Annotated in this window: 21 protein-coding genes; 11 read left to right on the plus strand and 10 right to left on the minus strand. The window is 64.4% G+C overall.

The features are described from left to right. Positions 1 to 25 precede the first annotated feature (25 nt). The gene (locus tag AWB77_RS14880) at positions 26 to 1426 is read right to left on the minus strand and encodes a phosphomannomutase/phosphoglucomutase (RefSeq protein WP_061135220.1); all 1401 of its coding nucleotides are present in this window, start codon (positions 1424 to 1426) and stop codon (positions 26 to 28) included. A 454-nt stretch (positions 1427 to 1880) separates the two neighbouring features. Between AWB77_RS14880 and AWB77_RS14885 the strand changes: the two genes are divergently transcribed. Genes AWB77_RS14885 through AWB77_RS14905 form a run of 5 tightly spaced genes read left to right on the plus strand, consistent with a single transcriptional unit; the run spans position 1881 to position 7329 of the window. Further along, positions 1881 to 3143, plus strand: a complete 1263-nt coding sequence (locus tag AWB77_RS14885) for an oligosaccharide flippase family protein (protein WP_061135458.1) — start codon at positions 1881 to 1883, stop codon at positions 3141 to 3143. Beyond that, on the plus strand, positions 3140 to 3946 hold the full coding sequence (locus AWB77_RS14890) for a glycosyltransferase (RefSeq protein ID WP_061135221.1): 807 nt from the start codon (positions 3140 to 3142) through the stop codon (positions 3944 to 3946). Before AWB77_RS14885 ends, AWB77_RS14890 begins: the two co-directional genes overlap by 4 nt. Positions 3947 to 3966: 20 nt before the next feature. After that, the gene (locus tag AWB77_RS14895) at positions 3967 to 5103 is read left to right on the plus strand and encodes a glycosyltransferase family 4 protein (protein ID WP_061135222.1); all 1137 of its coding nucleotides are present in this window, start codon (positions 3967 to 3969) and stop codon (positions 5101 to 5103) included. Positions 5104 to 5128: 25 nt separating this feature from the next. Further along, positions 5129 to 6163 carry a UDP-glucose 4-epimerase GalE gene (gene galE / locus AWB77_RS14900; RefSeq protein ID WP_061135223.1) on the plus strand — a complete coding sequence of 345 codons (1035 nt, stop codon included), beginning with the start codon at positions 5129 to 5131 and terminating at the stop codon, positions 6161 to 6163. Between the two features lie 56 nt (positions 6164 to 6219). Beyond that, positions 6220 to 7329: an MraY family glycosyltransferase gene (locus AWB77_RS14905; RefSeq protein WP_061135224.1), complete on the plus strand. Its 1110-nt coding sequence runs from the start codon at positions 6220 to 6222 to the stop codon at positions 7327 to 7329. A 45-nt stretch (positions 7330 to 7374) separates the two neighbouring features. Here the strand turns inward: AWB77_RS14905 and AWB77_RS14910 are convergent, their stop codons facing one another. Next, positions 7375 to 8082, minus strand: a complete 708-nt coding sequence (locus AWB77_RS14910; RefSeq protein ID WP_061135225.1) for a dienelactone hydrolase family protein — start codon at positions 8080 to 8082, stop codon at positions 7375 to 7377. A 570-nt stretch (positions 8083 to 8652) separates the two neighbouring features. On the opposite strand from AWB77_RS14910, the gene AWB77_RS14915 reads away from it, so the two are divergent. Next, positions 8653 to 10047, plus strand: coding sequence for a hypothetical protein (locus AWB77_RS14915; RefSeq protein WP_061135226.1), 1395 nt, complete (start codon positions 8653 to 8655; stop codon positions 10045 to 10047). A 16-nt stretch (positions 10048 to 10063) separates the two neighbouring features. On the opposite strand, the gene AWB77_RS14920 is transcribed toward AWB77_RS14915, so the two are convergent. Further along, positions 10064 to 10525 (minus strand): hypothetical protein, encoded by a 462-nt coding sequence (locus AWB77_RS14920; RefSeq protein WP_061135227.1) that lies wholly within the window; start codon positions 10523 to 10525, stop codon positions 10064 to 10066. A 98-nt stretch (positions 10526 to 10623) separates the two neighbouring features. Between AWB77_RS14920 and AWB77_RS14925 the strand changes: the two genes are divergently transcribed. After that, positions 10624 to 10905: a hypothetical protein gene (locus tag AWB77_RS14925; RefSeq protein ID WP_244158553.1), complete on the plus strand. Its 282-nt coding sequence runs from the start codon at positions 10624 to 10626 to the stop codon at positions 10903 to 10905. A gap of 9 nt (positions 10906 to 10914) precedes the next feature. Here the strand turns inward: AWB77_RS14925 and AWB77_RS14930 are convergent, their stop codons facing one another. The 5 genes from AWB77_RS14930 to AWB77_RS14950 form a co-directional block, all read right to left on the minus strand. Beyond that, positions 10915 to 13173 carry a polysaccharide biosynthesis tyrosine autokinase gene (locus AWB77_RS14930; RefSeq protein ID WP_061135228.1) on the minus strand — a complete coding sequence of 753 codons (2259 nt, stop codon included), beginning with the start codon at positions 13171 to 13173 and terminating at the stop codon, positions 10915 to 10917. An 89-nt stretch (positions 13174 to 13262) separates the two neighbouring features. Beyond that, positions 13263 to 14417, minus strand: coding sequence for a polysaccharide biosynthesis/export family protein (locus tag AWB77_RS14935; protein ID WP_061135229.1), 1155 nt, complete (start codon positions 14415 to 14417; stop codon positions 13263 to 13265). A gap of 50 nt (positions 14418 to 14467) precedes the next feature. Next, positions 14468 to 15847, minus strand: a complete 1380-nt coding sequence (locus AWB77_RS14940; protein WP_061135230.1) for an undecaprenyl-phosphate glucose phosphotransferase — start codon at positions 15845 to 15847, stop codon at positions 14468 to 14470. 137 nt (positions 15848 to 15984) lie between these two features. Next, complete coding sequence (locus tag AWB77_RS14945) at positions 15985 to 17514, minus strand: mannose-1-phosphate guanylyltransferase/mannose-6-phosphate isomerase (RefSeq protein WP_096031138.1); 1530 nt, start codon at positions 17512 to 17514, stop codon at positions 15985 to 15987. Positions 17515 to 17656: 142 nt separating this feature from the next. Then, positions 17657 to 18655, minus strand: a complete 999-nt coding sequence (locus AWB77_RS14950) for a GlxA family transcriptional regulator (protein WP_061135461.1) — start codon at positions 18653 to 18655, stop codon at positions 17657 to 17659. A gap of 1123 nt (positions 18656 to 19778) precedes the next feature. On the opposite strand from AWB77_RS14950, the gene AWB77_RS14960 reads away from it, so the two are divergent. The 4 genes from AWB77_RS14960 to AWB77_RS14975 all read left to right on the plus strand — a co-directional run bounded on the left by AWB77_RS14960 (position 19779) and on the right by AWB77_RS14975 (position 23156). Next, positions 19779 to 20231 (plus strand): GDP-mannose mannosyl hydrolase, encoded by a 453-nt coding sequence (locus AWB77_RS14960; RefSeq protein ID WP_061135232.1) that lies wholly within the window; start codon positions 19779 to 19781, stop codon positions 20229 to 20231. Between the two features lie 205 nt (positions 20232 to 20436). Continuing rightward, on the plus strand, positions 20437 to 21495 hold the full coding sequence (locus tag AWB77_RS14965; protein WP_061135233.1) for a GlxA family transcriptional regulator: 1059 nt from the start codon (positions 20437 to 20439) through the stop codon (positions 21493 to 21495). A gap of 42 nt (positions 21496 to 21537) precedes the next feature. Next, on the plus strand, positions 21538 to 22125 hold the full coding sequence (locus AWB77_RS14970; RefSeq protein ID WP_061135234.1) for a phosphatase PAP2 family protein: 588 nt from the start codon (positions 21538 to 21540) through the stop codon (positions 22123 to 22125). A 110-nt stretch (positions 22126 to 22235) separates the two neighbouring features. Continuing rightward, positions 22236 to 23156: a LysR family transcriptional regulator gene (locus tag AWB77_RS14975; RefSeq protein ID WP_061135235.1), complete on the plus strand. Its 921-nt coding sequence runs from the start codon at positions 22236 to 22238 to the stop codon at positions 23154 to 23156. On the opposite strand, the gene AWB77_RS14980 is transcribed toward AWB77_RS14975, so the two are convergent. Together AWB77_RS14980 and AWB77_RS14985 are read right to left on the minus strand one after the other, a co-directional pair. After that, positions 23092 to 24198 carry a glycosyltransferase family 9 protein gene (locus AWB77_RS14980; RefSeq protein ID WP_061135236.1) on the minus strand — a complete coding sequence of 369 codons (1107 nt, stop codon included), beginning with the start codon at positions 24196 to 24198 and terminating at the stop codon, positions 23092 to 23094. The genes AWB77_RS14975 and AWB77_RS14980 overlap by 65 nt on opposite strands. 16 nt (positions 24199 to 24214) lie before the next feature. Further along, positions 24215 to 26107 (minus strand): polysaccharide biosynthesis protein, encoded by a 1893-nt coding sequence (locus AWB77_RS14985; protein ID WP_061135237.1) that lies wholly within the window; start codon positions 26105 to 26107, stop codon positions 24215 to 24217. Positions 26108 to 26110: the final 3 nt, after the last annotated feature.

Consider the following 26110-nt stretch of genomic DNA (forward strand, 5'->3'; position numbering starts at 1 on the left):
CACATAAAACAGAAAACAAAAAACATCAAAACGGCAAAGCAGCGTCCGGCTTCTCCGCCAGAATCACCCGACGAAAATCTTCCTGAATACGCTTGAGAGCAGCATCGTTATCGGCTTCGAAACGCATCACGACGACCGGCGTCGTATTCGACGATCTCGCGAGCCCGAACCCATCCGGATACTCGACGCGCAAGCCGTCGATCGTCAGCACGTCGTCCGCGCCGGTGAACTTCGCCGATTTCTGCAGACGCGAAATCAATTCAAAGTTCTCCCCTTCCTGCAGCTTCAACTGCAACTCCGGCGTCGAAAGCGAATTCGGCAGATCGTTGAGCAGCTTGCTCGGATCGTCCACGCGCGAAAGAATCTCGAGCATGCGCGCGCCAGTGTAAAGACCGTCGTCGAAGCCATACCAGCGATCCTTGAAGAACACGTGGCCGCTCATTTCGCCGGCCAGCGGCGCGCCGGTTTCGCGCAACTTCGCCTTTACGAGCGAATGGCCCGTCTTCCACATCACCGGCTCGCCGCCCTGCTCGCGCACCCACTTCGCAAGATTGCGCGTGCACTTCACGTCGTAAATGATCTGGCCGCCCTTGTTGCGCGACAGCACTTCCTGCGCGAACAACATCAACTGGCGATCCGGATAGATCACCTGCCCGTCCTTCGTGACGACGCCCAGACGATCGCCGTCGCCATCGAACGCGAAGCCGACTTCCGCGTCGGTTTCCTTCAGCGCCTTGATGACGTCCTGCAAGTTCTCCGGATGCGCCGGGTCCGGGTGATGGTTCGGGAAGTTGCCGTCGATTTCCGTGAACAGCTCGACCAGCTCGCAGCCGAGCGCCTTGAACAAGCGCGGCGCAAGTCCGCCCGCGACGCCGTTGCCCGTATCGACGACGATCTTCATGCCGCGCACCGGCTTCACGTCCGACACGATGCGGTCGAGATACATCTGCGACACGTCGAATTCCGTGTACGTGCCTTCGCCCGTCGTGAAGTCGCTATCGACGATGCGCTTGTACAAGCCCTGAATCTGCTCGCCGTAGATCGCCGCGCCGCGCAGGACCATCTTGAAACCGTTGTAGTCGGGCGGATTGTGGCTGCCCGTCACGACGATGCACGAATCCACGCGACGCTCGCCCGACGGCAACGGCAGCGGCACGCTCGCCGCGAAGTAGCCCACGGGCGTCGGCACCATGCCGACATCGACGACATCGACGCCCGCCGCGCGCAGCCCATCCGCGAGCGCGCCGACGAGTTCGGGACCGGAGAGGCGGCCATCGCGCGCGACGACGACCGAGTCGCCGCCCTGCTTTTTGATCTCGCTGCCGAATGCCTGGCCGATGCTCTTCGCGACGTCCGCATCGACCGTCTTGCCGACGATCCCGCGAATGTCGTAGGCCTTGAAAATGGATTGGGATACTTGGCTCATGAGATGGCTACCTCTTCTCTATTAATTGATGGTTTCTCGGCGATGCAGCCATGAGGGCATGCAGGTCGTGACGGTTTGCGCGCCGCTGCGGTGTGCAGGGCGCGCGAACGACTGCCAGGTGACGTATGGAATTCTGCCTATGCGTCTCTCAAATCAACACGAAAGAAACAATTGGAAGCAAATGGATAAAACTCCAGCGCAGCGGAAGCGCCGCAGAACGCACTTATAATCGCTGTCTTTCGGCGCTCTCGTGGTTGCGCACGCGTTGGGACCAACCCGGTGCAAGCCTGCGCGTTCATTCTAATCCAATGCTCAAACGCTCTTTCGCCTCGATGCCTTCGAATGAGGCGCGTCTGCGTGCAAACACACAAATCTTGACCAACGCCCCTGAAGCGCAAGGCGGTCAGGCTTGGGTAGCACGCGCCGTGCCCGCGCGCTCAGCGGAACGCGCCGCATGAAGGCGCTGACGCGTTCCGGCAATCCGGACGTCGCCCGGGCGCTCACGAACATCGTCTGGCTGGGGCTGGAGCGGCTTACGCAGATCGCGGTCGCCATCGTGATTTCGGGTCTGCTCGCGCGCTATCTCGGCCCCGACGACTTCGGCAAATGGCAATACGCGAACACGCTGCTGCTCGTCATCGCGCCGATCACGTGGGTGTGCGGCGCGGAGATTCTCGTGCCGACGATCGTCAATCGCACGCCCGCCGACACCGGCGCCGTGCTCGGCAGCGCGTTCGTGCTGCGCATGAGCGTGTCGATCGTCGCGCTGTGCGTCACGTGGATATGGATCGCGGCGGGCGGCACCGATCCGATGGTCGGCCTGATGCTCGCCGGCCTCGCCGTCACGATGCTCTTTCGCGAACCGTTCATCGGCGTCGTCAATTCGTGGCTTCAAAGCCTCACGTACAGCAAGCCGCAGCTGATCGCGAGCATGGCGGCGGCCATCGTCAAGGCGGCGCTCGTGTTCGCGCTCGTGCGCGCCGCCGCCGCGCCGTCGAGTTTCGGCTGGCTCTGGGCGCTCGAAGCCGCCGCGATCAGCGCCGCGCTCGTCGCGTACTACGTGCGCCGTCACGGCGGCACGCTCGGCTGGCGCTTCGATCGCGCACTGTTCAGACATTTCGCGAGCGCGGGCACGGTGTTCTGGCTCGGCCTCATCTGCATGTATCTGTTCCTGAAACTCGACCGGCTGATGCTCGCGCATCGCGTGTCGTTCGCGGAACTCGGGCTTTACTCCGCCGCACAGCAGTTGAACGAGAACTGGATCGCGCTCGCGCTGATGCTCGCGCAAACCATCGCGCCGGCGTTCGTCTATCGCGTGCAGGACACCGCGCGTCTGAAGCGCAATCTCGTGCGTCTCTTCGCGATGACCGCCGCGCTGATGATCGCGGGCGCGGCCGTCCTCGATGCGCTCGCGGGCTTCATCATCGCGCGCGTGTTCGGGCCGAACTATGCGGGCGCGGCGGATATTTTCCGCTGGGCCGTGTGGCTGTCCGTGCCGGCGGGCATCGAGGCGATCGGCAATCTCGTCGTGCTGAAATATCAGGCGAAGTACGTGCTGCTGGCGAAGTGGCTCTTCGCGCTCGCCGTCGCGTTCGCGGTGAACTGGTTCGCGATTGCGCGCATCGAAGGCTACGGCGCGCTCATCGGACTCGCGGCGGGCTACGTAGCGGCCGCGTCGGTGAATTTTTATTACATCCGTTTCCGGCTGCGCGCATGAACGATCTATCCGATGTCGCCGTGCTGATGCCCGCGTTCAACGGCCAGGCCGACGTTCAACGCACGCTCGCGTCGTTCCGCGAAACGTCGAGGGTTACCGTGCTCATCGTCGACGATGGCAGCACGCCGCCGATCACAGCGCCCGTCATCGACGGCATGAACATCGAGATTCTGCGCATGGCGGAGAACGGCGGCATCGAGCGCGCGCTCGAAGCGGGGATCGCGGCGCTCGCCGCGCGCGGCATCCGCTACGCGGCGCGCATCGATGCAGGCGACCTCGCTACGCCCGGCCGTCTCACGAAGCAGCGCGCGTACATGGAAGCGCATCCGCGCGTCGCGGTGCTTGGCATGTGGACGCACGTCGTATCGACCGAAGGCGCGCCGCTCTTCGATCTCACCCCGCCCGCCGAACCCGCCGCGATCCGCTGCATGATGCTCGCGCGCACGTGCTTCACGCATCCTTCGCTGATGCTGCGTGTCGATGCCGTGATCGCGGCGGGCAACTATCGCGCGCAGTATCGCGCCGCCGAAGACCTCGATCTGATCCTGCGTCTCCTGCAGCGTCACGACGGCGCGAACCTGCCCGAGTTCGGTCTCTTTTACGAGCTGAACGAGCGCGGCATCAGCGCGACGAAGCGCCGCGCGCAAGTCATGTCGACGCTGCGTCTGCAACTGCGTCACCTGCGCGTGACGAATCCGCTCGACTGGGCGGGCGTTGCCAAAAGCGTCGCGCATCTCGTGCTGCCGTATCGCGCGTTGCGTGGATTGAAGGCGCGGCTGCTGAAAAGCGCATCGTCCGCTTGAACCTATCCCTTGATTTCCGGATGAAAGAAAAGTCGAAGCTCCGCATCGCCCTCGTGTGCAACACGGCGTGGGCTATCTACACCTACCGGCAAGGCGTGCTGCGCATGCTGACCGCGCGCGGCGCGCAAGTGACGATCATCGCGCCGCGCGACCGCACCTTCGAGCCGCTCACGGAGATGGGCTGCCGCTGCGTCGAGTTGCCCGTCGCATCGAAAGGCACGGACCCGCGGCAGGATCTGAAGACGCTCGCCGCGCTGTATCGCGAATATCGTGCGACGCGGCCGCATATCGTGTTTCATTACACGATCAAGCCGAACATCTACGGTTCGCTTGCCGCGATGCTCGCGCGCGTGCCGTCGATCGCGGTGACGACCGGTCTCGGCTACGTCTTCATCCAGAAGAGCCGCACGGCGCAGGTCGCGAAGCGGCTATACCGTTTCGCGTTCCGATTTCCGCGCGAAGTGTGGTTCCTCAATCGCGACGATCACGAAGCCTTCCTGCACGAGAATCTGCTCGCGCATCCAGATCGCGCGCGGCGCCTGCACGGCGAAGGCGTCGATCTCGACGAATTCGCATTCCAGCCGCTGCCCGCGCGCGCGGACTTCGTGTTCATCCTGATCGGGCGGCTCCTGTGGGATAAAGGCGTGGCGGAATATGTCGAAGCCGCGCGGCGCATCCGCGCGAAGTTTCCGCACGCGCGTTTCCAATTGCTCGGGCCGGTCGGCGTCGACAATCCCAGCGCGATCAGCCGCACGGATGTGCAGAAGTGGGAAGCGGAAGATATCGTCGAATATCTGGGCGAAGCGAACGACGTGCGGCCGCTCGTCGCCGCGGCGGATTGCGTCGTGCTGCCGTCGTATCGCGAAGGCGTGCCGCGCACGCTCATGGAAGCGTCGGCGATGGGCCGCCCGATCGTCGCCACCGATGTGCCCGGCTGCCGCGAAGTGGTCGAGGACGGCGTGAACGGCCTGCTCTGCGAAGTCAAAAGCGCGGACAGCCTGACCGCTGCGCTCGAACGCATGCTGACGCTTTCCGCCGGCGAACGCGCGGTCATGGCGCGGCGCGGCCGCGAAAAGGTCGAAAGCGAATTCGACGAAAAGAATGTCGTCGAACGCTACAAGGGCACAATACATGCCATTACCGGCATTTCACTTTGATTTCAAGCAATCGGGAGAGCACAAGATGAATGGCAATCAGCCGACGAAGGGCACGATTCTCGTGACGGGCGGCGCGGGTTTCATCGGCTCGCACACGTGCGTCGAACTGCTCGACGCGGGCTACGGCGTCGCGGTCATCGACAATCTCGTCAACAGCCGCGCCGAATCGCTGAAGCGCGTGGAGCGCATCACGGGCAAGAGCGTCACGTTCTACGAAGCCGATGCGCGCGACGAAGCCGCGCTCAACCGCATTTTCGACGCGCACGAGATCACCGGCGCCATTCACTTCGCGGCGCTGAAGGCCGTGGGCGAATCGGTCGCGAAGCCCATCGAATATTACGAGAACAACATCGGCAGCCTGCTCGCGGTGCTCAAGGTGATGAAAGCGCGCAACGTGCGCAACTTCGTGTTCAGCTCGTCCGCGACGGTGTACGGCGTGCCGGAAAGCGTGCCGATCGACGAATCGTTTCCGCTCTCCGCGACGAATCCCTACGGCCAGAGCAAGCTCATCGCCGAACAGATCCTGCGCGATCTCGAAACGTCCGATCCGTCGTGGCGCATCGCGACGCTGCGCTATTTCAATCCGGTCGGCGCGCACGAAAGCGGGCTGATCGGCGAAGACCCGGCGGGCGTGCCCAACAATCTGATGCCGTATGTCGCGCAGGTGGCGGTCGGCAAACTCGCGCAACTGCGCGTTTTCGGCAGCGATTACGATACGCACGACGGCACCGGCGTGCGCGATTACATTCACGTCGTCGACCTGGCGCGCGGGCATATCGCGGCCATCGACGCGCTTCAGAAGCTCGACCGCAGCTTCGTTGTCAATCTCGGCACCGGGCGCGGCTATAGCGTGCTCGATGTCGTGAAGGCGTTCGAGGCGGCCTCGGGCAAGCCCGTGCCGTACGAGCTCGTGCCGCGCCGCCCGGGCGATGTCGCCGCCTGCTACGCCGACCCGGCCGCCGCGGCGGAACTGATCGGCTGGCGCGCGGAACACGGCATCGAACGCATGTGCGCGGATCACTGGCGCTGGCAGTCGCACAATCCGCGAGGGTTCGCGTAAAGGCGTCGAGGCGCCGCGCTTCAGGCGCGGCGCCGTTTTTTCACCGGTTCTAGTTCATGCTCAGTTTCGCGCTTGCTTTTCTGGTCTCGCTCTTCGTGACCTTGTTCATCGTGCGCTTCGCACACCTGCAGGAAGGCGTGCTCGGCGACACAGATCTCGCCGGCGTGCAAAAGTTCCACGCGCGGCCCGTTCCGCGCATCGGCGGCGTGGGCATCGTCTGCGGATTGACGGCATCGGCCGTACAGTTGCGATGGGGCTATCCGGCCGTATCGGGCGGCATTCTCGGCATCGTCGCGTGCGGGCTGCCCGCGTTTCTCTCCGGGCTGATCGAAGACCTGACCAAGCGCGTCTCGCCGCTCGCGCGTCTCGTCTGCACGATGGCCGCCGCGGGTCTCGCCTACGCGTTCCTGAATATCGCGGTCACGCGCATCAGCGTGCCGCCGCTCGATTTCCTGCTGTCCTACGCGGTCATCTCGTGCGCGGTGACGGTGCTCGCCGTCGCGGCGCTCGCCAACGCGGTGAATATCATCGACGGCTTCAACGGCCTCGCGTCGATGGTCAGCTTCATGATGTTCGCCTCGCTCGCCTACGTCGCGTTCCAGGTCCACGATCCGGTCGTGCTCTCCGGCTCGCTCATCATGATGGGCGCGGTGATGGGCTTCTTCATCTGGAACTTCCCCGCCGGGCTGATCTTTCTCGGCGATGGCGGCGCGTACTTCGTCGGCTTCATGCTCGGAGAACTGTCGATCATGCTCGTGATGCGCAACCGCGATGTCTCCGCGTGGTATCCAGTGCTGCTCTTCATGTATCCGATCTTCGAGACGTGCTTTTCGATCTATCGGAAGAAATTCGTTCGCGGCATTTCGCCGGGCATTCCGGACGGCGTGCATCTGCACATGCTCGTCTACAAGCGTCTGATGCGTTGGGCCGTCGGCGTGAAGAACGCACATGAACTGACGCGGCGCAACTCGCTCACGTCGCCGTATCTGTGGCTGCTGTGCCTCATCGCCGTGATTCCGGCGACGTTATTCTGGCGGCACACCCTGCATCTGTTCTGCTTCGTCGTCGTGTTCGCGGCGACGTATGTGTGGCTCTACATGAGCATCGTGCGATTCAAGTCGCCGCGCTGGCTCGTGTTTCGCCGGCCGCATACCGTAAAGAAATGAGCGAACGCCGCCCGATCGCCGGGCGGCGTCTTTCATTTTGCGGCCTTATTTCAGATGCTTTCTGAAGAATTCGGCAGTGCGTCCGTTGGCGAGCTGCGCGGCCGCCGCATCGTAATGCACGCCCTGATTGCGCGCAAACGCGTGATGACAGCCGGGATACGTGAACGTCTCGACATTCGCGTGACCTTGCGCCGCCGCGAGCACGCGATTGCGCGCAGCGGCGTCGATGAATTCGTCTTCTTCCGCGAGATGCAGCATGAGCGGCACCTTGATCTTCGGCAGTTCGCCGAGGTATTGATCGGTGCCGCCGCCGTAATACGACACCGCTGCGTCGACATCCGTGCGCGCCGCCGTCAGGAATGACAGCAGGCCGCCGAGACAGAAGCCGACCGAGCCGATCTTGCCCTTCACCTGCGGGAGCCCGCGCGCGAAACCGATGGTCGCCGCAATGTCCTCGACGCCCGTGTTCACGTCGAAAGCGGTGTAGTACTTCATCGCCTGCTGCCATTCGGCTTCGGTCTTGTCGGTAAGTTCGACGTTCGGTTCGAGCCGCCAGAAGAGATCGGGGCACAGCGCGACGTAGCCCTGGCGCGCGTATTCGTCGCAGGTTTCGCGCATGTCGGCGTTGATGCCGAAAATCTCCTGGATCACGACGACCGCCGGCGCGGGCGATTGCGCCGCGGATTGTTCCGGATAGGCGACGTAGGCGTCGAAGTTGCCGTCGGGTGTGGAGATGCTGAGCGTGTCGGACATGGGAGTCTCCAGAGTAAAGGCACCGATGCGCGCCGATGGCGCGCGCCCATGATAGCCAAACTCGCCCGCACAGCCCTCGAAACGCGCCACGCTTACCGGCGATGATCGCGAGTCCCCGGATGAAATCGAATCGTATCGATCGATCGGAGCCTTGCATGCGTGTCGCGCCGAACAAGCCCATGCCATCACCCTTCTGCGAGGGCCGATTGTCGTCGAATGGCTCGCGCGGCCGGAACCGCGCGTCCTCGTGGGCCTGCTTTCCCCGTCCTGCGGGTTACCTCGTACCGGCACGCTTACGCGCATCGCGCATATCGAGTGGTCTCAAGACCGGAACATGTCCCTTCCGGCCATTGAATCTTCGTTCGATAAATCCGGGGCGATCCGCCAGAATGCCGTGCTTTGCAGACATCGCAACGCATCCGCGCGAGTACGCCGCACGATGCGTGGCGCGGCGCACATGAGCATCCGTCGTTTCGCGCCGAAGGCTAGTCCGCGAACGCCGTTGCAAGCGCGCGCCAAAAAAGCCGCTGATATAGTCGTCGCAAAAATAGTGGGTTTCCCGGGGCTGTCATGCGCAACAAGTTCGCCGTCGTCTGGATCTGGCTCTGCCTGCTTCCGCTCGCGTTCGACTTCAAAGGCGTGGAGACGGCCAGCCGCGCCATCGACATGCTGCTCACTGTCACCGCAATGGGCGCCGCGTGCGCGATGCTGCTCATCGCGCCGCGTTTCGCGCGCCGCTCGCGCATGCGCTCCTTCGTCACGTCGCTCTTTCTGTTGACGATCTTCGGCAGCGTCGCCACGCAATGGCTGCAAGGCAACGACGCCGGCAATTACGCGCGCGTCATCCTGCCGTTCCTGCTGATGCTGCTCGGCTATTTCGTTGGCTGCCGTCCGTGGGATGCGCCGCGTCTCGCGCAGATCGAGCGCGCGATGATGATTTCGGTGATCGCATCGCTCGTCTTCGGCGCCGGCTTCGAACTCGCATTGACCGATGCGAAACTCGGCATTCAACTCGCCCCGAGCGCGTTCCTCTGTCTGCAAGGCTTGCTGCTGCACGAGTTCATCTTCGCGCGGCGTTTTCCGATGTTCGCGGCGCTGCTCTTTCTCGCGACGCTCGTGATCGAAATTCTGTTCGGCATGCCGAGCCTGCTCGCGGGCACCGTGCTCCTGATCGTCTACGCGACGTGGCTCGCCGCGCCTTCCATCAAGCCGTTCTTCAACGCGGGCCTGCGCGCCGCCGCGATCGTCGCGCTGCTCGGCGCGCTCGCCACCGCGACGGTCACGTTCTTTCCGAACATCGCGGAGCAATGGATGCAGCGCATGTCGCTCGTGAGACAGGCGCAGCCCGCGCGCGATCCGGTCGCGATCGCGCGTCTCGCGCAACTGCAGGATCAGGTCGATCAGGCGACGTCTTCGCCGCTATCGACGATCGTCGGCATGGGCTACGGCCACGAATACGGCTTCGCGCCGTCGTATCTGCCGGAGCTGGCCGGGGATATCGGCGAAAGGGATTTCTACGCGTTCAGGCGATGGACGGCCGGCCACGACTTCTGGGTCTATCAGTTCTTCGCGGGCGGGCTGCTGTTTGGCATTGCGCTGCCGATCGCGATGCTGTGGGCGCTCTGGCGCGGCTCGATGGCGTATCGCGCGTGGCGTTTCGGCGCGTCCGATGCGCCGTGGCTGCCCGCGCTCGGCCGCGCGCTCTTCGTCCTCGCCGCGCTGCCGGTGGCGTCGATCGGCGGCAATCCGCTCGGCGAGCGCTTCGCGGGCATCGTGTTCGGTGTCGCGCTGGGTATCGTCGTCGCATCGTATGCGCGCATCGCTCATATGATTCACGCGCGCGCCGCCGCAGCGGCCGGACGCAAACCGCACGCGGCAAGTCCGTTCTATGGGGCGCCGCTTGCGGACATCGTTCCGGTGAATCCGCCGCGCGCGTCAGGTTCGCTGCCGACGCGCCAGGCGTGAATCGCCTGCTACGTGTTCACTGCGCTGGCAAGCGCGAGCGCAGATAAGACGCGAAGCCGTTTTGCACAGAGATGATTTTGGTTGCGCAGTCGTCGAAGTCCGAGCCGCGTGCGCGCTCGTCTCCGTACATGCCCTTGCATTGCGCGAAAAGCGAGATCGTCGCGCCGCCGCTGCCGTTGGCGATGCGCGTTGCGGAGAACACGGCCTTGCCGGAACCCGACGGTATTTCGGTTTCGATCGCGGCGTCGTCGGCGCGGGTCAGGCGTTCCTTCGAATTCTGCTCGACGTAGGTCTTCGTGAGCTTCCAGGCCGCATCGCATTGCGCGGCGTCGCGGCATGCGACCGTCGCGTTGCGTTGCGCGGAATCGAGCGAATCCTGCGAAAGCAGGTATGTGCGCTCCTTCTGCTGCTCCTTCTCCGCGGACGAACAAGCGGTGAGGACGAGCGAAGCGAGTGCGAGAGCAATGAGCTTTTTCACGGGCGGAAAGCCAAAAAACCAGGTCGGACGGCGATTATAACGACGCCCGCTTGCAAGACTCAAAAACCCCGCTGTATCGCGCGATCCGGAGAACACACATGCTGCGCACGACGCTTCTGACGTTGACCCTCATCGCTCTCGCGCCATCGTTCGCGCATGCGGGCGATATCGACGATGCATCGACAGCCGATGCATCGCCCGCTCATTCCGGCAAGCCGAAGGCAAGCGCGCCCTTGCGCCCGAGCGCCCGCAAAGCCGACGCCAAAGCGATGATGATGCCGCAAAGCGCGGCCGCGACGCTCTATCCGGCGCCCGCGGGCTTGAAGATTCCAGCGTCGAATGCCACACGCCCGCGCGGCATCTACACGTCGCCGTACTGAGCGGGCGACTTACTCAGCGATGCTCTCGTAGGCGTAGTAGCCCGCGTAGGTGCTGCCCATCAGCACCTTCGATTGCGGCACGTCAGTAAGCAGCACGCCCTTCATGTGCACGCCGCCGTGATACAGGCGCTTCATCGTCTCGCCGATTTCCTGCACCTGATTCTTGCCGTGCCGCACGACGAGCAGGCTCGTGCCCGCGTGCCTGCCGATCACGGTTGCATCGGTGACGGCGAGCACGGGCGGCGTATCGATCACGACGAGATCGTAACGCTGCTTCAGTTCGCCCAGGATCTCCCCGAGCCGGTCGCTCGCGAGCAACTCGGCGGGATGGGAAGGCAGCGAGCCTTTCGGAATCAGATCGACGCCGGGCAGCACATCGGGAATGATCACGTCCATCGGGTCGGCGCCCATGAGCACGTCGGAGAGACCGGGCGTATGGCGCACGCCGAAGTGCGAGTGGATGTCGCCGCGGCGCATGTCGCCATCGATCAGCAGCACGCGCTTGCGCGTCGACGCGACGAGCGTCGCGAGATTCGCCGACAGAAACGACTTGCCCGCTTCGGGCCGCGAGCCGGTCAGCATCACGACGTTGTTGCGCGCTTCGCCCAGTTGCAGTTGCAACGACGTGCGCAGACTGCGAATGCCTTCGACAGCCGCATCTTCCGGCGCCTGCGCGGCGAGCACGTGCAGTCCTTCGCGACGCATGCCGACCTGACGTTGCAGACGAAGCTGTTGCGTGCTGCGCGGCACGATCGCGAAGACGCGCGTGCCCAGTTGCCGTTCGATGTCTTCCGGACGCTCGACGCCGCCCCACAGCGACTTGCGCACGAACGCCGCGATGATGCCGAGCACGAAGCCGATGGCCGCCGAGATCAGGATCACGAGCGTGCGGCGCGGACGGATGGGATCGTCGGCGGCCTGCGCGAGATCGACGATACGCACGTTGCCCACTTGCCCCGCCTTCGCGATGCGCAGTTGCTGCGCGCTATTGAGCAGGTTCGCGTAGAGCTCGCTGTTCGAGCGCACGTCGCGCGTGTAGCGCAGCGCGGTCTGCTCGGTATCGGGCAGTGTCGACACGTTCTTGCCGAGGCGCGTCTGCGCGGCCGTGAGTCCGGCGATCTGCGCATCGAGCGCCTGAATCGAAGGATGATTGGCCGTGAAGCGCAGCGACAGTTCCGTGCGTTGCTGCTGAAGGTCGGCGAGCTTCGTCTTGTTGTCGACGATCTGCTGAAGGAGCAGGCGGCTTTCCTCGGAGAGATCGACCGATCCTTGCTTGTTGCGAAACGCGCTCAGGCGCTGTTCGGCTTCGTCGAGCTGCTTCTTCACGAGCGGCAGTTGCTGCTCGAGAAACGCGAGCGTGTGCTCCGCTTCGGCCGAGCGCTTCTGCGTGTCCTGCTCCACATAACGATTCGCGATGTTGTTGACGATCGCGGCGATTTGCTTCGGATTACTACCTTCCAGAGATACGCCGATGATGCCCGACTGCACTGCGGTCTCCGCAACGGTGAGACGCTTCTGCAGACGATCGATGGTCGTGATCGTCGAGAAGCGCTGCAAGTCGAACTGCACGCCGGGCGTGGCCGTCAGCGTGTCGACCTTGAGCGTCACGAGACCTTGCGGCGTCGCGCCCGATACTTTCTCCCCGACGTGTCCCGTGAGCACGATCAGGCCGTTCGGATCGCGCAGCTCGTATGCGCCGCGTTCGCCCGCGACGAGCGTGAACTTGCGGTCGTAGAGTTCCTTCGGCGTGTCGAAGAGCGGCACGCCGATCGCTTCGCCGCCCCATGCGAAACGCGAAAGATAGCCTTGCGGCACAGGCCTTTTCAGCATCGCGAACACATCGCCGGCGAGCTTGCCGACGACGGGAAGCGCATGCGGTGTCGCGTCGATGTCGAGATTGAGACGCCGCACCGTATCTTCGATGACGAGGCGCGAGCGCAGCAGTTCGATCTGCGCGGCAGTCGGCGTCTTCGCTTCGGCGAGTTGCGGAACGGCGGCCTGCAGCGCCCTGATGCCGGCGTTCGCGTTGCTGGCGTTGCTGGTGTTATTCGCGTTGTTGATGCTGGCGGGTTCGTCGACCTGGATCATCGCGTCGGCCTTGTAGACCGGCGTCGCGAGATACGCGTAAGTCGCGCCGCACGCGATCACGGCGAGCATGACGATGGTGACGAGCTTCCAGTCGCGCATCACCGCGGCCAGATAATCGGATAGGCGCAACTCGTCGCCCGTCGATACGTCCACGTATCGCGTATCAAAGTTCATCGACATGATCTCGCTCGCTTACTTATTTTATTAAGTCGAACAGTGATGCTCCGGCGCGCCCCGCGCGCGCCGGTCAGACGCTTGCTTTGAAACGCTTACTTCGTCAACACGGCCGCCGTCAAACCAGCGTTGATCGCCGGCAGGAGCAGGTTGAGCACGCGCGAGAAGCGCACGAGCCCGTTGTTGTCGACGTAGACGACGTCATGCGGCTGCAGCTCGAAGTTGTTCGCGAGCAGCATTGCCACCGGCGAAATCGCGTCGAGCTTGTAGACCTCCGGCTGGTCCGTCGCGCCGTTGCGGATCACGTACAGTTCGCGCGGATTCGACGTTTCCGGGTTGAAGCTGCCTGCCTGCGAGATGGCGTCCGACAGCGTGAGCTTGCCGTTGCGCATCGGGATCACGGTGGCCGGCTTGGTCACTTCGCCCATCACGTAGACGCCGTTCTCGTCGCGCGAATCGACACGCAGCGCATCGCCCGGCTTGAGCATGATGTCCGACGGGCTGCGGCCCTTCGACGTCATGCCCGCCATGTTGATGTGATACGTGACGCCGTCGCGGATCAGCGTGACGCGGCTCTGGTCCGCCGTCGTCGCGAAGCCGCCCGCGCGGCCGATCGCTTCGGTGAGCGTCATCGGAATGTCGTTGATCTGCTGCGCGCCCGGCGTGCGCACGTCGCCGTCGATATACACCTGCGACGCACGGAACGACGCGACGCGCACCGTCACCTGCGGCTTCACGAAGACTTTCGAAAGCTCGGCGTACAGCTCGCGTTGCACCTGCGTCTCCGTCTTGCCCGCGACGTGCAGCGACTTGTTCACGTACGGGAATTGCAGATTGCCGTCGGCATCGACGACGAAGCCCGGCGCGGCATCGGACGTGCGCGTCTGATTCGCCGGCTGGCCGAGCGCCGCGACGAGTTCGGGGTGGTCCCACACGGTGATCTGCAGCACGTCGCCGACGCCCAGCTTGTAAGGCGCGGGCTTGCCGTAGAGCGAGGCGTTCGGATCGCCCGTGACGGCGGGCTGCGCCATGCGCATCTTCTTCACGAGCGCAGCGTCGATCGGCGTGATCGGAATGTTGGTGGTGGTAGCCGGATCGCCCTGGTCGTTCGACGTCTCGACGAGTTGCGCCGGCTTCTCCATGTGCATGCCCGGCGAGAGCCCGCAACCCGTCAGGATCACGGCGATGGAAGCTGCCGCAGCCAGGCTCGTGAGGCGGAAGATACGCGACACGTTGGTGTTGGCGGCCATGGAGGTGGTGCCCGGTTGTTGTTGGTTGTGCATAATGGTCGTCCCCTGCATCAGTAAGCGTTGGTGTGGCGTAGTCCCTTGAAGATCGTTGCGGCGATGATTCTCATATCGAGTCCGAACGACCAGTTACCCAGGTAGTACAAATCGTGAGCGACGCGTCCTTCCATCTTTTCGATCCGATCAGTTTCCCCACGAAAACCGTTGACCTGGGCCCAGCCGGTGATGCCTGGCTTGATCCGGTAACGATGGATGTACCCCGATACGACCTTCTGATACAGGTCGTCATGTTCGAGAGCGTGTGGACGCGGGCCCACGACCGACATGTCGCCGCGCAGAACGTTGAAGAACTGCGGCAGCTCATCGAGGCTGGTGCGGCGCAGGAACGCTCCGACACGGGTCACGCGCGGATCGTTGCGCGTGGCCTGGCGAAGCACTCCGGCCTGTTCCGTGTGCATGCGCATCGAACGGAACTTGTAGATGGTGAAGACGCGGCCGTCCGCGCCCTTGCGGTTTTGCCGGAACAGCACCGGCCCGCGTGACGTGAGCTTGATCGCAATCGCGATGCAGATGAGCGCCGGCGACACGGCGATGATCGCGCCGAGCGCGAACAAGCGATCGAAGATTTCCTTCTGCATCTGCGCCGATGCCGACAGCGGCGACGCGACGAGATCGATCGCGGGCTGGCCGAGCAGATCGGTCACGCCGCTTTCGAAGAGTGCGAGGCTGCGCACATCGGGAATGAAGCGCACGTTGATGAGATCGTCGCGGAATTCGTTCACGAAGCGCAGGATCGTCGGCTCCTCCGACAGCGGCAGCGCGAGCCATACCTCATGCACGTTCTGTTTGCGCACGAACTCGACGAAGGCATCAAAGTCGTCATAGACGGGCACGCGCGTATTCAGACGCGACTTGCCCGCCGCCGCGTTGAACGCCGCGCATATGCGAAAGCCCGTGTCCTGCGAGCGCTCGATCTTGCGCAGAATCGAATCGCAATGTCTGCCGCACCCGACGATCGCCACCTGCTGCAGATTCAGGCCCGCGTGGCGCATGTGCGCGAGGATCGCGTGCGTGATGAGCCGGCCGGCGATCATGAGGCCGCCGGACATCGCGGTCCAGTAGGCGAACCAGAGGCGCGACACGTAGTCGAGCCGATGCAGCGAGAACATCAGCGCGAGCGCGCAGCCCTGCACGACGAGCCAGCCGAGCGAGACCTGACACGCAAGCTGGAGCTTGCTGCGGCCGCGCCACGACTGGTAGACGCCGAAGCCGGGAAAAAGCGCAAGCGAGAACGCCGCCGCGAATGCGACGAACGCCACCGAATAGGTGTGTGCCTCGATGTACTCGAACCTGATTTGCGACGCCACTGCCGCACCGCCGACGATCATCACGACGTCGAACAGGCGCGCGAGCAATCCCTGTAAATCGCGCATGTTTTTATCCCCGGAACGCAATCAGCCCTTTACCGCCCTCTTCGGTCTCCTCCTCGCGCTAACCCGTCTTTTTTTAGAGTGAAAGCCGTTGCAAGAAAGTCTGCTGCCTAACTTCTGGACGCCATCGTCCTTCGCGCTCAACTGCGCCCGTAGGTGTCGTCGAAGCGCACGATGTCGTCTTCGCCGAGATAGCTGCCCGACTGCACTTCGATGATCTCGAGCGGCACCTTGCCCGGATTCTCCAGGCGATGCCGCACGCCGAGCGGAATGAACGTCGATTCGTTTTCGCTCAGAAGGAACTGCTCTTCGCCGCGCGTGACGAGCGCCGTGCCGCACACGACGATCCAGTGTTCCGCGCGATGGTGATGCATCTGCAGCGACAGCTTCGAGCCCGGCGACACCACGATGCGTTTCACCTGGAAGCGCTCGCCGTGCTCGATCGAATCGTAGAAACCCCACGGACGGCGCACCTTGCGATGCGTATCCGCTTCCGGCGCATGCTGCTCGCGGATGCGCGCAACCAGCCCCTTGATGTCCTGCACGCGCGAACGGTCCGCGACCAGCACGGCGTCGTCCGTTTCGACGACGATCACGTTGGTCGTGCCGACACACGCGACGAGCCGCCCGCCTTCGGAGCGCGCATAGCTCGATGTCGCGCCTTCGAACACGACGCGGCCGCTCGCGACGTTGCCGGACTCGTCCTTGTCCATCGCGTCCCACACGGCGTCCCACGAGCCGAGATCCGACCAGCCCGCGACGAGCGGCACGACCACGCCGTCGCACGGTTTCGTCGGCGTGCCGATGTGTTCCATCACCGCGTAGTCGATCGAATCGGACGGCGCGCGGCCGAACTGTGCTGCCTGCGGACGGAAGAACTTGCCGTCGTCCTCGCCTTCCTGCGCCGCCGCCGAGCACGCCGCGAACATGTCGGCGTTGAGTTGCTTCAGCGCCGCGAGCCACACGCTCGCACGCACGACGAAGATGCCGCTGTTCCACCAGTACGTGCCCGCCGCGACGTATTGCGCCGCGAGCTCCGCCGCCGGCTTTTCGACGAAGCGGTCGATCTCGTGCGCGCCGTCATCGAGCGCCGTGCCGAGACGGATGTAGCCGAAGCCGGTGTCGGGGCGCGTCGGCGGAATGCCGAGCGTTGCGATCACGCCGCGCGACGCATGCTCCGCGGCGATCGCGATCGCGCGATGCAGCGCGGGGATATCGGCGATGGAGTGATCGGCGGGCATCGCGACCATGATCGCGTCCTCGCCGTTCTTCATCGCGGCGAGCGCCGCGAGCGTGAGCGCAGGCGCCGTGTCGCGCCGCGCCGGCTCGACGATGATGCGCGCAGCGACGCCGCTTTCGCGCGTCTGCTCTTCCGTCGTGAATCGATGTTCCTCGCCGCACACGATGATCGGCTCGCCGTCTACCTTGAAGTCGCCCGCGAAGTCCTTCAGCCGCGACACCGTGGCCTGCAACAGCGAGTCACGCCCGACGACGCCGATCAACTGCTTCGGAAACTGTTCACGCGACATCGGCCACAGGCGCGTGCCCGAGCCGCCGGCGAGGATCACGGGAACGATGCGGCGGCACGGCCCGGCCAGCCCGAGCGGACCTGCCTCGACGCCTGCTGCTCCCTGCTCCAATCCACTCTCCGTGCGTGCTTCATTCGTCATCGAGGACTCTCCTGCCTGTTCATGCGAACGGTCATACCGTCCGGGAAATGATTAAGTGCCGGACCGATCGGGTCCGGCCAAAGGTCCGACGTTTTACGCCATAGTCGGTAGCTGAGCGGCCCACGTCACATTGGCGCGCGGGTCAGCCGTTCGCCTCGCGTCTGCTCTGCATCCGGTACTCCGTCGGGGAGATCAGAAGGCGCTTGCGGAAAATCTTCGCGAGCCGGTCGCCGTTGCCCATGCCGCTTCTGCGCGCGATCTTGTCGACCGGCAGTTCCGAATCCGTCAGAAGCGCACAGGTCACGGCAAGGCGCGCCTGCAGCAGATAATCGGATGGCGTGATGCCCATCTCGATCTTGAAGCGGCGCAAAAAGTTGCGCTCGCTCATCGCGGCCACCTGCGCCGCATCGACGACCGAAATCGGCCGTTCGCAGTTGTCCTGCAGCCAGCGCGCCGCCGCGCGGATCTTGTCGCCCGCCGACGCCGCGCCGCTGTCGCCGAGAATCGACACCAGCTTCGCGGCCGATCCCGGCATCAGGCGTTCCGCGACGCTGCGCGACACGTCGATGCCCAGATCGCGCTTGACGATCAGAAGCGCGCCCTTCATCGACTCGTAGCGGTCGCCTGCATCGCCCTGCTGTTCTTCGCGCACGAGTTGCATTGCGTTGCCGTAGCGCGCCTGCGCGTCCTGCGCCTGGCCGATGCCGGCGGCGTCGAGCACCTTACGGCCTTCGGAAATCGCGCGCACGACCGTCGTCTTCGTCTGCACGCGGCGCAGCCATTCAATGATGCGGTCGTCCCGCGCCGCCGCCTCCGCGCCCCGGCCGCCCGCGACGAAGAGCGCGTCGAAGCCGCCGTAGTGGCGCGCATCCAGACCGTCCGTCCACACCCGCACCGACGACGAGCACGCCACGTTGCCGCCCTCGACCGACAGAAAGCGCACGTCGTAGCTGCAGTCCGGCCGCGATTTGGCCGACGCCAGCTCGTTCGCCATGTGGAAGACCTCCGCGACGATCCCCGCGCCCAGCAGGGAAAAGCCGTCGAACAGCAGGATCGCGATCTGGCGCACCTCGGTCTGCGAGGCTTTCGTCGCGGGGGGCGTCCAGCCCATGACAGCGGGCTCTAGAGTGGCGTAAGGCATGGTCATCCTCTGCAGCTTTGTTTCCTGTAAGGCGCGGAAGAGTTGTTCGGCCATTGCGGCGCATCAATGGACTTTCCCGAACTGCGCCGGGTTGCCGTGACCGATTGGAACGAAGTGTTGGCGGAATTGATCCGCTGGCTTGAATAATAAGCAGACAATCTTTTTTGTGCTCTAGATTTTCGCGCTTAAACCACAAAAACTGTTCCGATGTGAGGGTGAGCGCACATTGAATTCCCTCCCCAATTCCGAAAAGGCTGCTTTCACGGCCTGAATTACAAAGCAGGATTTGTCATACAAACTTTCCCGCAGTCGATTAGCGGAATGTGATCCGGATGCCGCCGGATCGGACAGACGCGCACGCGCCAACGCCCGGAACGCGGCCCTGCGCGGCTGAGCGAGCGCCTTCGAACGCATGGCGGAGTGGCGAGAATGATTCATTATTGAAACATCGCTTCCCGTCGAAACGCACGTCCGTACCGCCACAATCGGAAAATTTTGGTTTCGCCGTTACATTTGGGAACCAGTTGTAATCAAAACTTTGGATGCGAATTTAAAGGCTCTATTAGAACGTCACCTAATCAATGGTGATTTTCTATTAAGCGGGAACCGGTGATTCGGGCGATTATTAAATACAGACTTTTATTTTGATCCGACAGGATGATCGGGTATTTTCATATGAGTTGGAATGCTGCGCTGCAACGCAGGCGGGGCGGCAGCGAAGCCGCGTGCGCGCGGGGAACCGGGACTGTCCGCTGCCGCCATCGGCTAGTCATTTTGCGGCAGCGCACGCTTCGTCACGATTTGTTGAATGGTCGAATCCAGGCTTTGTAATCTTCGGTTCAATGCACACGAATCCGGCTGCCCGTTCGCAATTCGCAACGCGCGGAAGTATCTCGCAAGCCGCCCTGGGAAACCGGTCAACTTTGCCGACGGCATCGCGTGCATGACGCGCGCGTCCGTCAGGCTTGCTTGTTTCAGCCGTGAGAATCGCAGCAGTGGCGTACTTCGCTTCTTTCGGACGAAGCGCGTCGACGGGTGTGCGTGCGCACGGTCATGCGCGAGCGCAGGCGTCATCGTTTGCGCTTGACGCATTCCTGCGATGTCAGTCAAACATGGAGCAACGATGCTGAGCAACGCGGATTTTCTGACGGTGGTGCGGCTCGCGCCGCTCGCGGCGATCGATCTGATCGTGACCGACGGCAAGCGGCGCATCCTCGTCGGCCATCGGCGCAACCGGCCGGCGCAAGGCACATGGTTCGTGCCGGGCGGGCGCATCAGGAAAGATGAATCGCTCGATGCCGCGTACCGGCGCATCGTCAACGACGAGCTCGGCGTCGCGAGCGCGCTTCGTTCGGCCGCGCGTTTCTTCGGCGTCTACGAGCATCTCTACGACGACAACTTCGCCGGCGCCGATGGCATCGGCACGCATTACATCGTGCTCGCCTACGCGATGACGCTGAACGGCCAGGCGCCGATCGGCCGCTTCGATCAGCACAGCGACTATCGGTGGCTGCTGGCCGACGAGCTCATCGCGCGCGACGACGTGCACGAAAACACGAAGGCCTATTTCCGCTGATCCGCGCTTACGCGGCGCGCAGACGGCGGGTATCGAGATCATCTGCCAACAGTTCGTCAATTTCGGACTCGGGGCGCGGCGAGCGCCGGCCGCCGCGTATAGTGCGAGCCATGTAAGCTCACTTTCCCGCTACTTGCGTTCCTTCATGGTCCGGACCGGGCAGACGCGCGCGCGCGCCGCTTGCTGTTCGCACAGGGAGAAGTCGATGGTGTACGCCGATGGTACGGGCAGGCTTCAGGTCGTGCGCGCCCTCGCGCCCGACGCGCCGTCCGCCGACATGGCCAGCGCGGCGAAGCGGATCGGCATTCTGATCTTCGAGGACTTCTCGCTCGTCGAAGTCAGTTCGATCTCCGAGGTCTTCGCGGTCGCCAATCAGGTGCGCGTGCCCGCCGACGCCGGCGGCCGCGGCGAAGCGCCGAACTACTCGCTGCTGTTCCTGTCGAGCGAAGGCGGCAGCGTCGCGAGCAGTTGCTCGATGCGCATCTGGACCGAAAGTCTCGACACGCGCTGGATGAACGAGTGCGACGCGCTCTTCATCGCAGGCGGCGCGGGCGCGCGGCATGCGCGCAACGATGCCGCGCTGAGAAAGCGGCTCGGTCGCGTGGCGCCGAAGATTCCGTTCATCAAGGCGATTGGCGAAGGCGCGCTCGTGCTCGCGGCGGCGAGCCTGAGCGTGCGCAACCGCTCGCTCGATTTCGGCGGCGAGTCCGACAGCGGCACGCTGCCTTCCAAGTTATCGAATCCGCTTTTCATCGCCGAGCAGACGCTTTCGCTCGACGATCCGAAAGGGCCGATCGCGGCGGCGCTGTCGATCATCAAGCGCGATCATGGCGCGGCGCTCGCGCGCGAAGTATCGGAGCGCTCGATTCCCGGCGCGTGGCAAAAGCTCGCGACCGTGCTCGACGACACCGAAGCCGGTGGCGTGCGCCAGAAGATCGAAGCCGCCGCGCGCTGGCTGCGCGAGAACTATGTGCGCCCGATCTCGATCGCCGATGCGGCGCGCGTCGCCGCGATGAGCGAGCGCAATTTCCTGCGGCGCTTCAAGGCGCAGATCGGGCTGACGCCCTCGGAATATCTGTTGCGCGCGCGGCTCGATGCGAGCTGCATGCTGCTCGCCGCCACCGATCTTCCGGTCGACAAGATCGCGCGCCGCTGCGGCGCGGGCAGCGGTGACGGCCTCGCGAAAATCTTCCGCAAGCGGCTTTCGATCTCGCCGACCGAATACCGCATGGCAGGCCGCCGACGACAGGGCGACAGTTCGTAGGCCGCTCCGGTCGGCCCATGAGTTTGCCTGGAACGAATACGAATGGAATCAAGGTTACTCGGGACGCTATCGAATCTCGGCGACGCCGCCTTTCTGCTTCCGCTCGCGCTCGTCTGCGCGCTGTGGCTGCGCACCGTCGACATCCGCCTTGCATTGCGCTGGGCCGTGCTGCTCGCGATCGGCATCGCGCTCGTCGGACTGTCGAAGATCCTGTATGCCGGCTGCGGCGTCGAACTCACCGCGATCCGGCTGCGCATGATAAGCGGCCACACGATGCTCGCCGCATCCATCTATACCGTTGCGGGCGGCCTGCTGTCGGGCGGCATCGGGCGCGGCTGGCATCGGCTGGGCGCCGTGGGCGGGCTCGCGCTCGCGGCGGCGATCGGCGCGAGCCGCATTCTGACGGACGCGCACACGCCCGCCGAAGTCGTCGCGGGCTGGGTGCTCGGCGCGGTCATCGCCGCGCTCTTTCTGTCGCGCGTCTTCGAGGAGCCGCGCAAGATGCCGCGCGCGCTCGTCGCGGGATGCGGGCTGCTCGCCGTTTCGTCGATCGCCTACGGCCATCACGCGCCGTTTCAACGGATGATCGAACACTACTCGTGGTGGCTCTGTCAGGGACTCGGGCTCTGAGCTTCGCGGCAGCTCGGCCGCGACGCATGGGCTGACGAACCCAAGTATGATCGCAGGCTCTTCTCGCGCGCATCCGTGAGGGCGCGCGATCACGTTTCCGGAACCCGAGCATGGACCGCTTCCTTGCAATGAAAGTCTTCGCGCGGGTCGTTGAGGCGGGCAGTTTCTCCAAAGCCGCCGACGCCCTGCGCCTGCCGCCCGCGAGCGTCTCGCGCACGCTCCAGGCGCTCGAGGCGCATCTGGGCGCGCGCCTCATCAATCGCACGACGCGCAGCATCAGCATCACCGAGGATGGCGAAGCCTATTACGAGCGCTGCGTGCGCGTGCTCGGCGAAGTGGACGACATGGAAGCGTCGCTATCGCATTCGAAGCTGAGTCCGAAGGGCAACGTGAAGGTGAGCCTGCCGCAGGTGATGGCGAAGAACACGATCATCCCCGCGCTGCCGGAATTCTTCGCGGCGTATCCGGACATCGGCGTGGAACTGCTGCTGACCGATCGGCAGGTCGATCTCGTCGAGGAAGCGGTCGATTGCGTGGTGCGCGTGGGCGCGGTCGGCGATGTCGGGCTGGTCGCCAAACGCATCGGCGCTTATACGCAGATCACGTGCGCGTCGCCGGGCTATATCGACAAACACGGCGAGCCAACGTCGCTCGACGAACTGGACCGGCATCTCGCCGTCGGCTACGTGCTCAACAACTCGGGCCGCGTGCGCAACTGGGAATTCGTCGTCGATGGCGAAACGCGCAGCGTCGCGATGAAGCACAAGATCGCCGTAAACGACGGCGACTCGTATATCGCGGCGGGCGTCAACGGACTCGGGCTGATTCAAGGCTCCAGCTACACGCTCGATCCCTTGCTCAAGAGCGGCGCGCTTCGGGAAGTGCTGCGCGAATATCCGTCGTATCCGCGCGTGGTGTCGGTGCTGTATGCGGCCAACCGGCATCAGCCGCGCCGCGTGCGCGTGTTCATCGACTGGGTCGCGCAGTTATATGCAAGGCTGCCGTCGTTTCAGGTGAACCCGGGAAGCTGAGCCCGTCGGGCGCCCACGCCATGCCGCTCGCGAAGGGCATCGCGCGCCAGTCGTAGCCGCGATACGCGCGTTCGAGCGCGGCGAGATCGGCGGGACGCGCGCTCGCGTGAATGCCGCGCAAGTGCGGCAACGCGAATTCGACCGCGACGCAGTTCGGGTAATCGCGCGCGCGCAGGGACGCGGGAATCGTCGTGAAGAACGCGGTCGTCGGAATGTCGAAGCCCGCCGCGACGTGCAGCGCCGCCGTGTCCGCCGTGACGAGATAGCGCGCGTGTCCGATCCACGCGAGAAAATCGTCGGTGTCGAGGCAAAGCGGCGCGATGTTGCGGTAGCGCGGATGATCGACCGCGCCGAAACCCATCACCGGCAAGCCGGTTTCATCGGCGAGTCGCGCGACGATGCACGCGCGCATCGACGCCGGAATGCTGCGCACGGGCGTGCTCGCGTCCGGACAAAAGAGCGTGTATGGCACGTTGGCGGTGGCTTTCAGCGGCACGTCGGCGAGCCAGCCGTTTCGTCTGTCGCCGACCGCGATGCGGTCGGGCGCGACGCCCATCGCCCAGAGGAAGAAATCGATCATTGGCATCGAAGCGAAGCGCGGCCAGAAAAGCTGATTTCCGATGTCGATCGCGGGTTCATCGGCAGGCACGCTCGCGAGCGGCACGGGCAGCGGGACCGGATCGCCCGCCCACGGCGCGGCGAGTTCATAGAGCCGCTGCACGTAGCGCGGCGCGCGCATCGGCCGATAAATCGTGATCCGCAGATGCGGATAGAGCCGCTTCAAGGCGAAGAGCGCCGACAGCCCAATGACCGAATCGCCGAGCGTGACGCCGAACGCGTTGACGAGATGCACGCGGTCCGCGCGCGCGTAGTCGATTTCGAAGGGCGCGCGGTTCGCGTTCAGGATCGCGGCGGGCAAGGCGGCGTAACCGGAGGCATCGGCATCCGCGGCTTCGAGATCGTAAGGCGCGACGATCTCGCCCTGCGGCGACAGCAACGAGCCCGCATGGGTCAGCGCATGGACATCGGCGAGCGTCGTCATGCGTGACCCGCGCGTGTCAGCCCGCCGCGCCCCGCTGCGCGGCTTGCACGCCCGCGACGCTCTGCAGGACGGGCATCGTCGTTGTCTGATATTCCGGCACCCAGCGGCGCAGGTCGCGGCGCACTTCTTCATCCGACAACACGCGATGCTGCATGAGCCACGGCAGCAATTCGTCGATGAAGTCGTCCGGCACGCCACGCGCCTGCGCGATACGCAGCTTCGGATGCGGCGTGCGCGTGGTGGTTTCGTCGTCGGCGAGCAGTTCTTCGTAGAGCTTCTCGCCGGGACGCAGGCCCGTGAACACGATGCGAATCTGCTCCTCCGAGAAACCGTAGAGGCGGATCAGGTCGCGCGCGAGATCGACGATTCTCACGGGCTGGCCCATGTCGAGAATGAAGATTTCGCCGCCGCGCCCCATGCTCGACGCCTGCAGCACGAGCTGCGCGGCTTCGGGAATCGTCATGAAGAAGCGCGTGATTTCCGGATGCGTGACCGTGACCGGCCCGCCCTTGGCGATCTGCTGCTGGAACTTCGGGATCACGCTGCCCGCGCTGCCGAGAACGTTGCCGAAGCGCACTGTCTCGAACTGCGTGCGCGACGCGGACTGCTGCAGCGCCTGACACGCCATTTCCGCGAGACGCTTGGAGGCGCCCATCACGTTGGTCGGGTTGACAGCCTTGTCGGTGGAGATCAGCACGAAGTGGCGCACGTCGTGGCGAATCGCCGCGCGCGCGACACGCAGCGTGCCGAGCACGTTGTTGCGCACCGCCTGCCACGCGTTCTGCTCTTCCATCAGCGGCACGTGCTTGTAGGCCGCCGCATGGAAGACGATGTGCGGCGTGAAGCGCGCCATCGTCTGATCGAGCAGGAGCGAATCTTTTGCGTCGCCGACGACCGGAATCACCGAGCATTCCGGAAACTTCTCGTGCAGTTCCTCGACGAGCCGATACATCGCGTATTCGGAGAGATCGTAGGCGACCAGTTGCGCCGGCGAGAAGCGCAGGATCTGCCGGCACAGCTCCGAGCCTATCGAGCCGCCGCCGCCCGTCACCATCACCACGCGGCCGTGAAGCAATTGCTCGACGTGCGGCATGTCGATCTTCACCGGTTCGCGGCCGAGCAGGTCTTCCAGGTCGATCTGCCGCACGCGCGACAGGAAGTTGCCGCCTTCGGTGAGCGGCGTGAGCGCGGGCAGCACCATCACCTTGACGCCGGCGCGCACGCACAAGGTGGCGACGCGCCGCTGCTCTTCGACCGACGCCGACGGAATCGCGATGATCACGTAATCGGTCTTCAGTTGCTCCGCGAAGCGCGCCAGATCGCCGAACGAGCCGAGCACCTTGTGCCCGAGCACTTCGCGGCCCTGTTTCGCGGGATCGTCGTCGAGCAGGCCGACGAGACGCCACTCGCTCGAACGCGACAGTTCGCGCGCGAGCATCGCGCCCGCCGTGCCCGCGCCGAGCACGATCACGGGCTTGCCCTGCCCGACGAGCCCGCCGTACAGATAGAACTCCTTGCCCGCGCGATAGAGCGCGCGCGCGCCGCCCATCGCGAGAAAGAGCAAGAGCGGCGAGACGATGAGCACCGAGCGCGGGATGATCGGCGTCGGCTGTGACATCACCGCGCCCACCATGACGATGAGCGCGCCCACGACGATCGACTTGGAGATGCGCATCAGGTCCGGCAGGCTCGCGAACACCCACATGCCGCGATAAAGGCCGAACACGCGGAAGACGACGGCATACACCGGCACGACCCACAGCAGCGCGTGCAGCGCGCCCTGGCGGAAGTCATGCGGCACCGCGCCGTTGAAGCGCAGCAGATAGGCGACGAGCCAGGTCCCGACGACGGCTACCAGATCGAAGGCGAACGCGCCCGCCGATAGCCATGTAGCTTTTATTCGATTCATCAC

The sequence above is a fragment of the Caballeronia fortuita genome (assembly GCF_001544835.2).
In the GTDB taxonomy this organism is placed as follows: Bacteria; Pseudomonadota; Gammaproteobacteria; order Burkholderiales; family Burkholderiaceae; genus Caballeronia; species Caballeronia fortuita.

Coding starts and splice junctions, on each gene's coding strand:
- AWB77_RS14880 (WP_061135220.1), bottom strand. CDS start 1,426: ATGAGCCAAGTATCCCAATCCATTTTCAAGGCCTACGACATTCGCGGG.
- AWB77_RS14885 (WP_061135458.1), top strand. CDS start 1,881: ATGAAGGCGCTGACGCGTTCCGGCAATCCGGACGTCGCCCGGGCGCTC.
- AWB77_RS14890 (WP_061135221.1), top strand. CDS start 3,140: ATGAACGATCTATCCGATGTCGCCGTGCTGATGCCCGCGTTCAACGGC.
- AWB77_RS14895 (WP_061135222.1), top strand. CDS start 3,967: ATGAAAGAAAAGTCGAAGCTCCGCATCGCCCTCGTGTGCAACACGGCG.
- galE (WP_061135223.1), top strand. CDS start 5,129: ATGAATGGCAATCAGCCGACGAAGGGCACGATTCTCGTGACGGGCGGC.
- AWB77_RS14905 (WP_061135224.1), top strand. CDS start 6,220: ATGCTCAGTTTCGCGCTTGCTTTTCTGGTCTCGCTCTTCGTGACCTTG.
- AWB77_RS14910 (WP_061135225.1), bottom strand. CDS start 8,082: ATGTCCGACACGCTCAGCATCTCCACACCCGACGGCAACTTCGACGCC.
- AWB77_RS14915 (WP_061135226.1), top strand. CDS start 8,653: ATGCGCAACAAGTTCGCCGTCGTCTGGATCTGGCTCTGCCTGCTTCCG.
- AWB77_RS14925 (WP_244158553.1), top strand. CDS start 10,624: ATGCTGCGCACGACGCTTCTGACGTTGACCCTCATCGCTCTCGCGCCA.
- AWB77_RS14930 (WP_061135228.1), bottom strand. CDS start 13,173: ATGTCGATGAACTTTGATACGCGATACGTGGACGTATCGACGGGCGAC.
- AWB77_RS14935 (WP_061135229.1), bottom strand. CDS start 14,417: ATGGCCGCCAACACCAACGTGTCGCGTATCTTCCGCCTCACGAGCCTG.
- AWB77_RS14940 (WP_061135230.1), bottom strand. CDS start 15,847: ATGCGCGATTTACAGGGATTGCTCGCGCGCCTGTTCGACGTCGTGATG.
- AWB77_RS14945 (WP_096031138.1), bottom strand. CDS start 17,514: ATGACGAATGAAGCACGCACGGAGAGTGGATTGGAGCAGGGAGCAGCA.
- AWB77_RS14950 (WP_061135461.1), bottom strand. CDS start 18,655: ATGCCTTACGCCACTCTAGAGCCCGCTGTCATGGGCTGGACGCCCCCC.
- AWB77_RS14960 (WP_061135232.1), top strand. CDS start 19,779: ATGCTGAGCAACGCGGATTTTCTGACGGTGGTGCGGCTCGCGCCGCTC.
- AWB77_RS14965 (WP_061135233.1), top strand. CDS start 20,437: ATGGTGTACGCCGATGGTACGGGCAGGCTTCAGGTCGTGCGCGCCCTC.
- AWB77_RS14970 (WP_061135234.1), top strand. CDS start 21,538: ATGGAATCAAGGTTACTCGGGACGCTATCGAATCTCGGCGACGCCGCC.
- AWB77_RS14975 (WP_061135235.1), top strand. CDS start 22,236: ATGGACCGCTTCCTTGCAATGAAAGTCTTCGCGCGGGTCGTTGAGGCG.
- AWB77_RS14980 (WP_061135236.1), bottom strand. CDS start 24,198: ATGACGACGCTCGCCGATGTCCATGCGCTGACCCATGCGGGCTCGTTG.
- AWB77_RS14985 (WP_061135237.1), bottom strand. CDS start 26,107: ATGAATCGAATAAAAGCTACATGGCTATCGGCGGGCGCGTTCGCCTTC.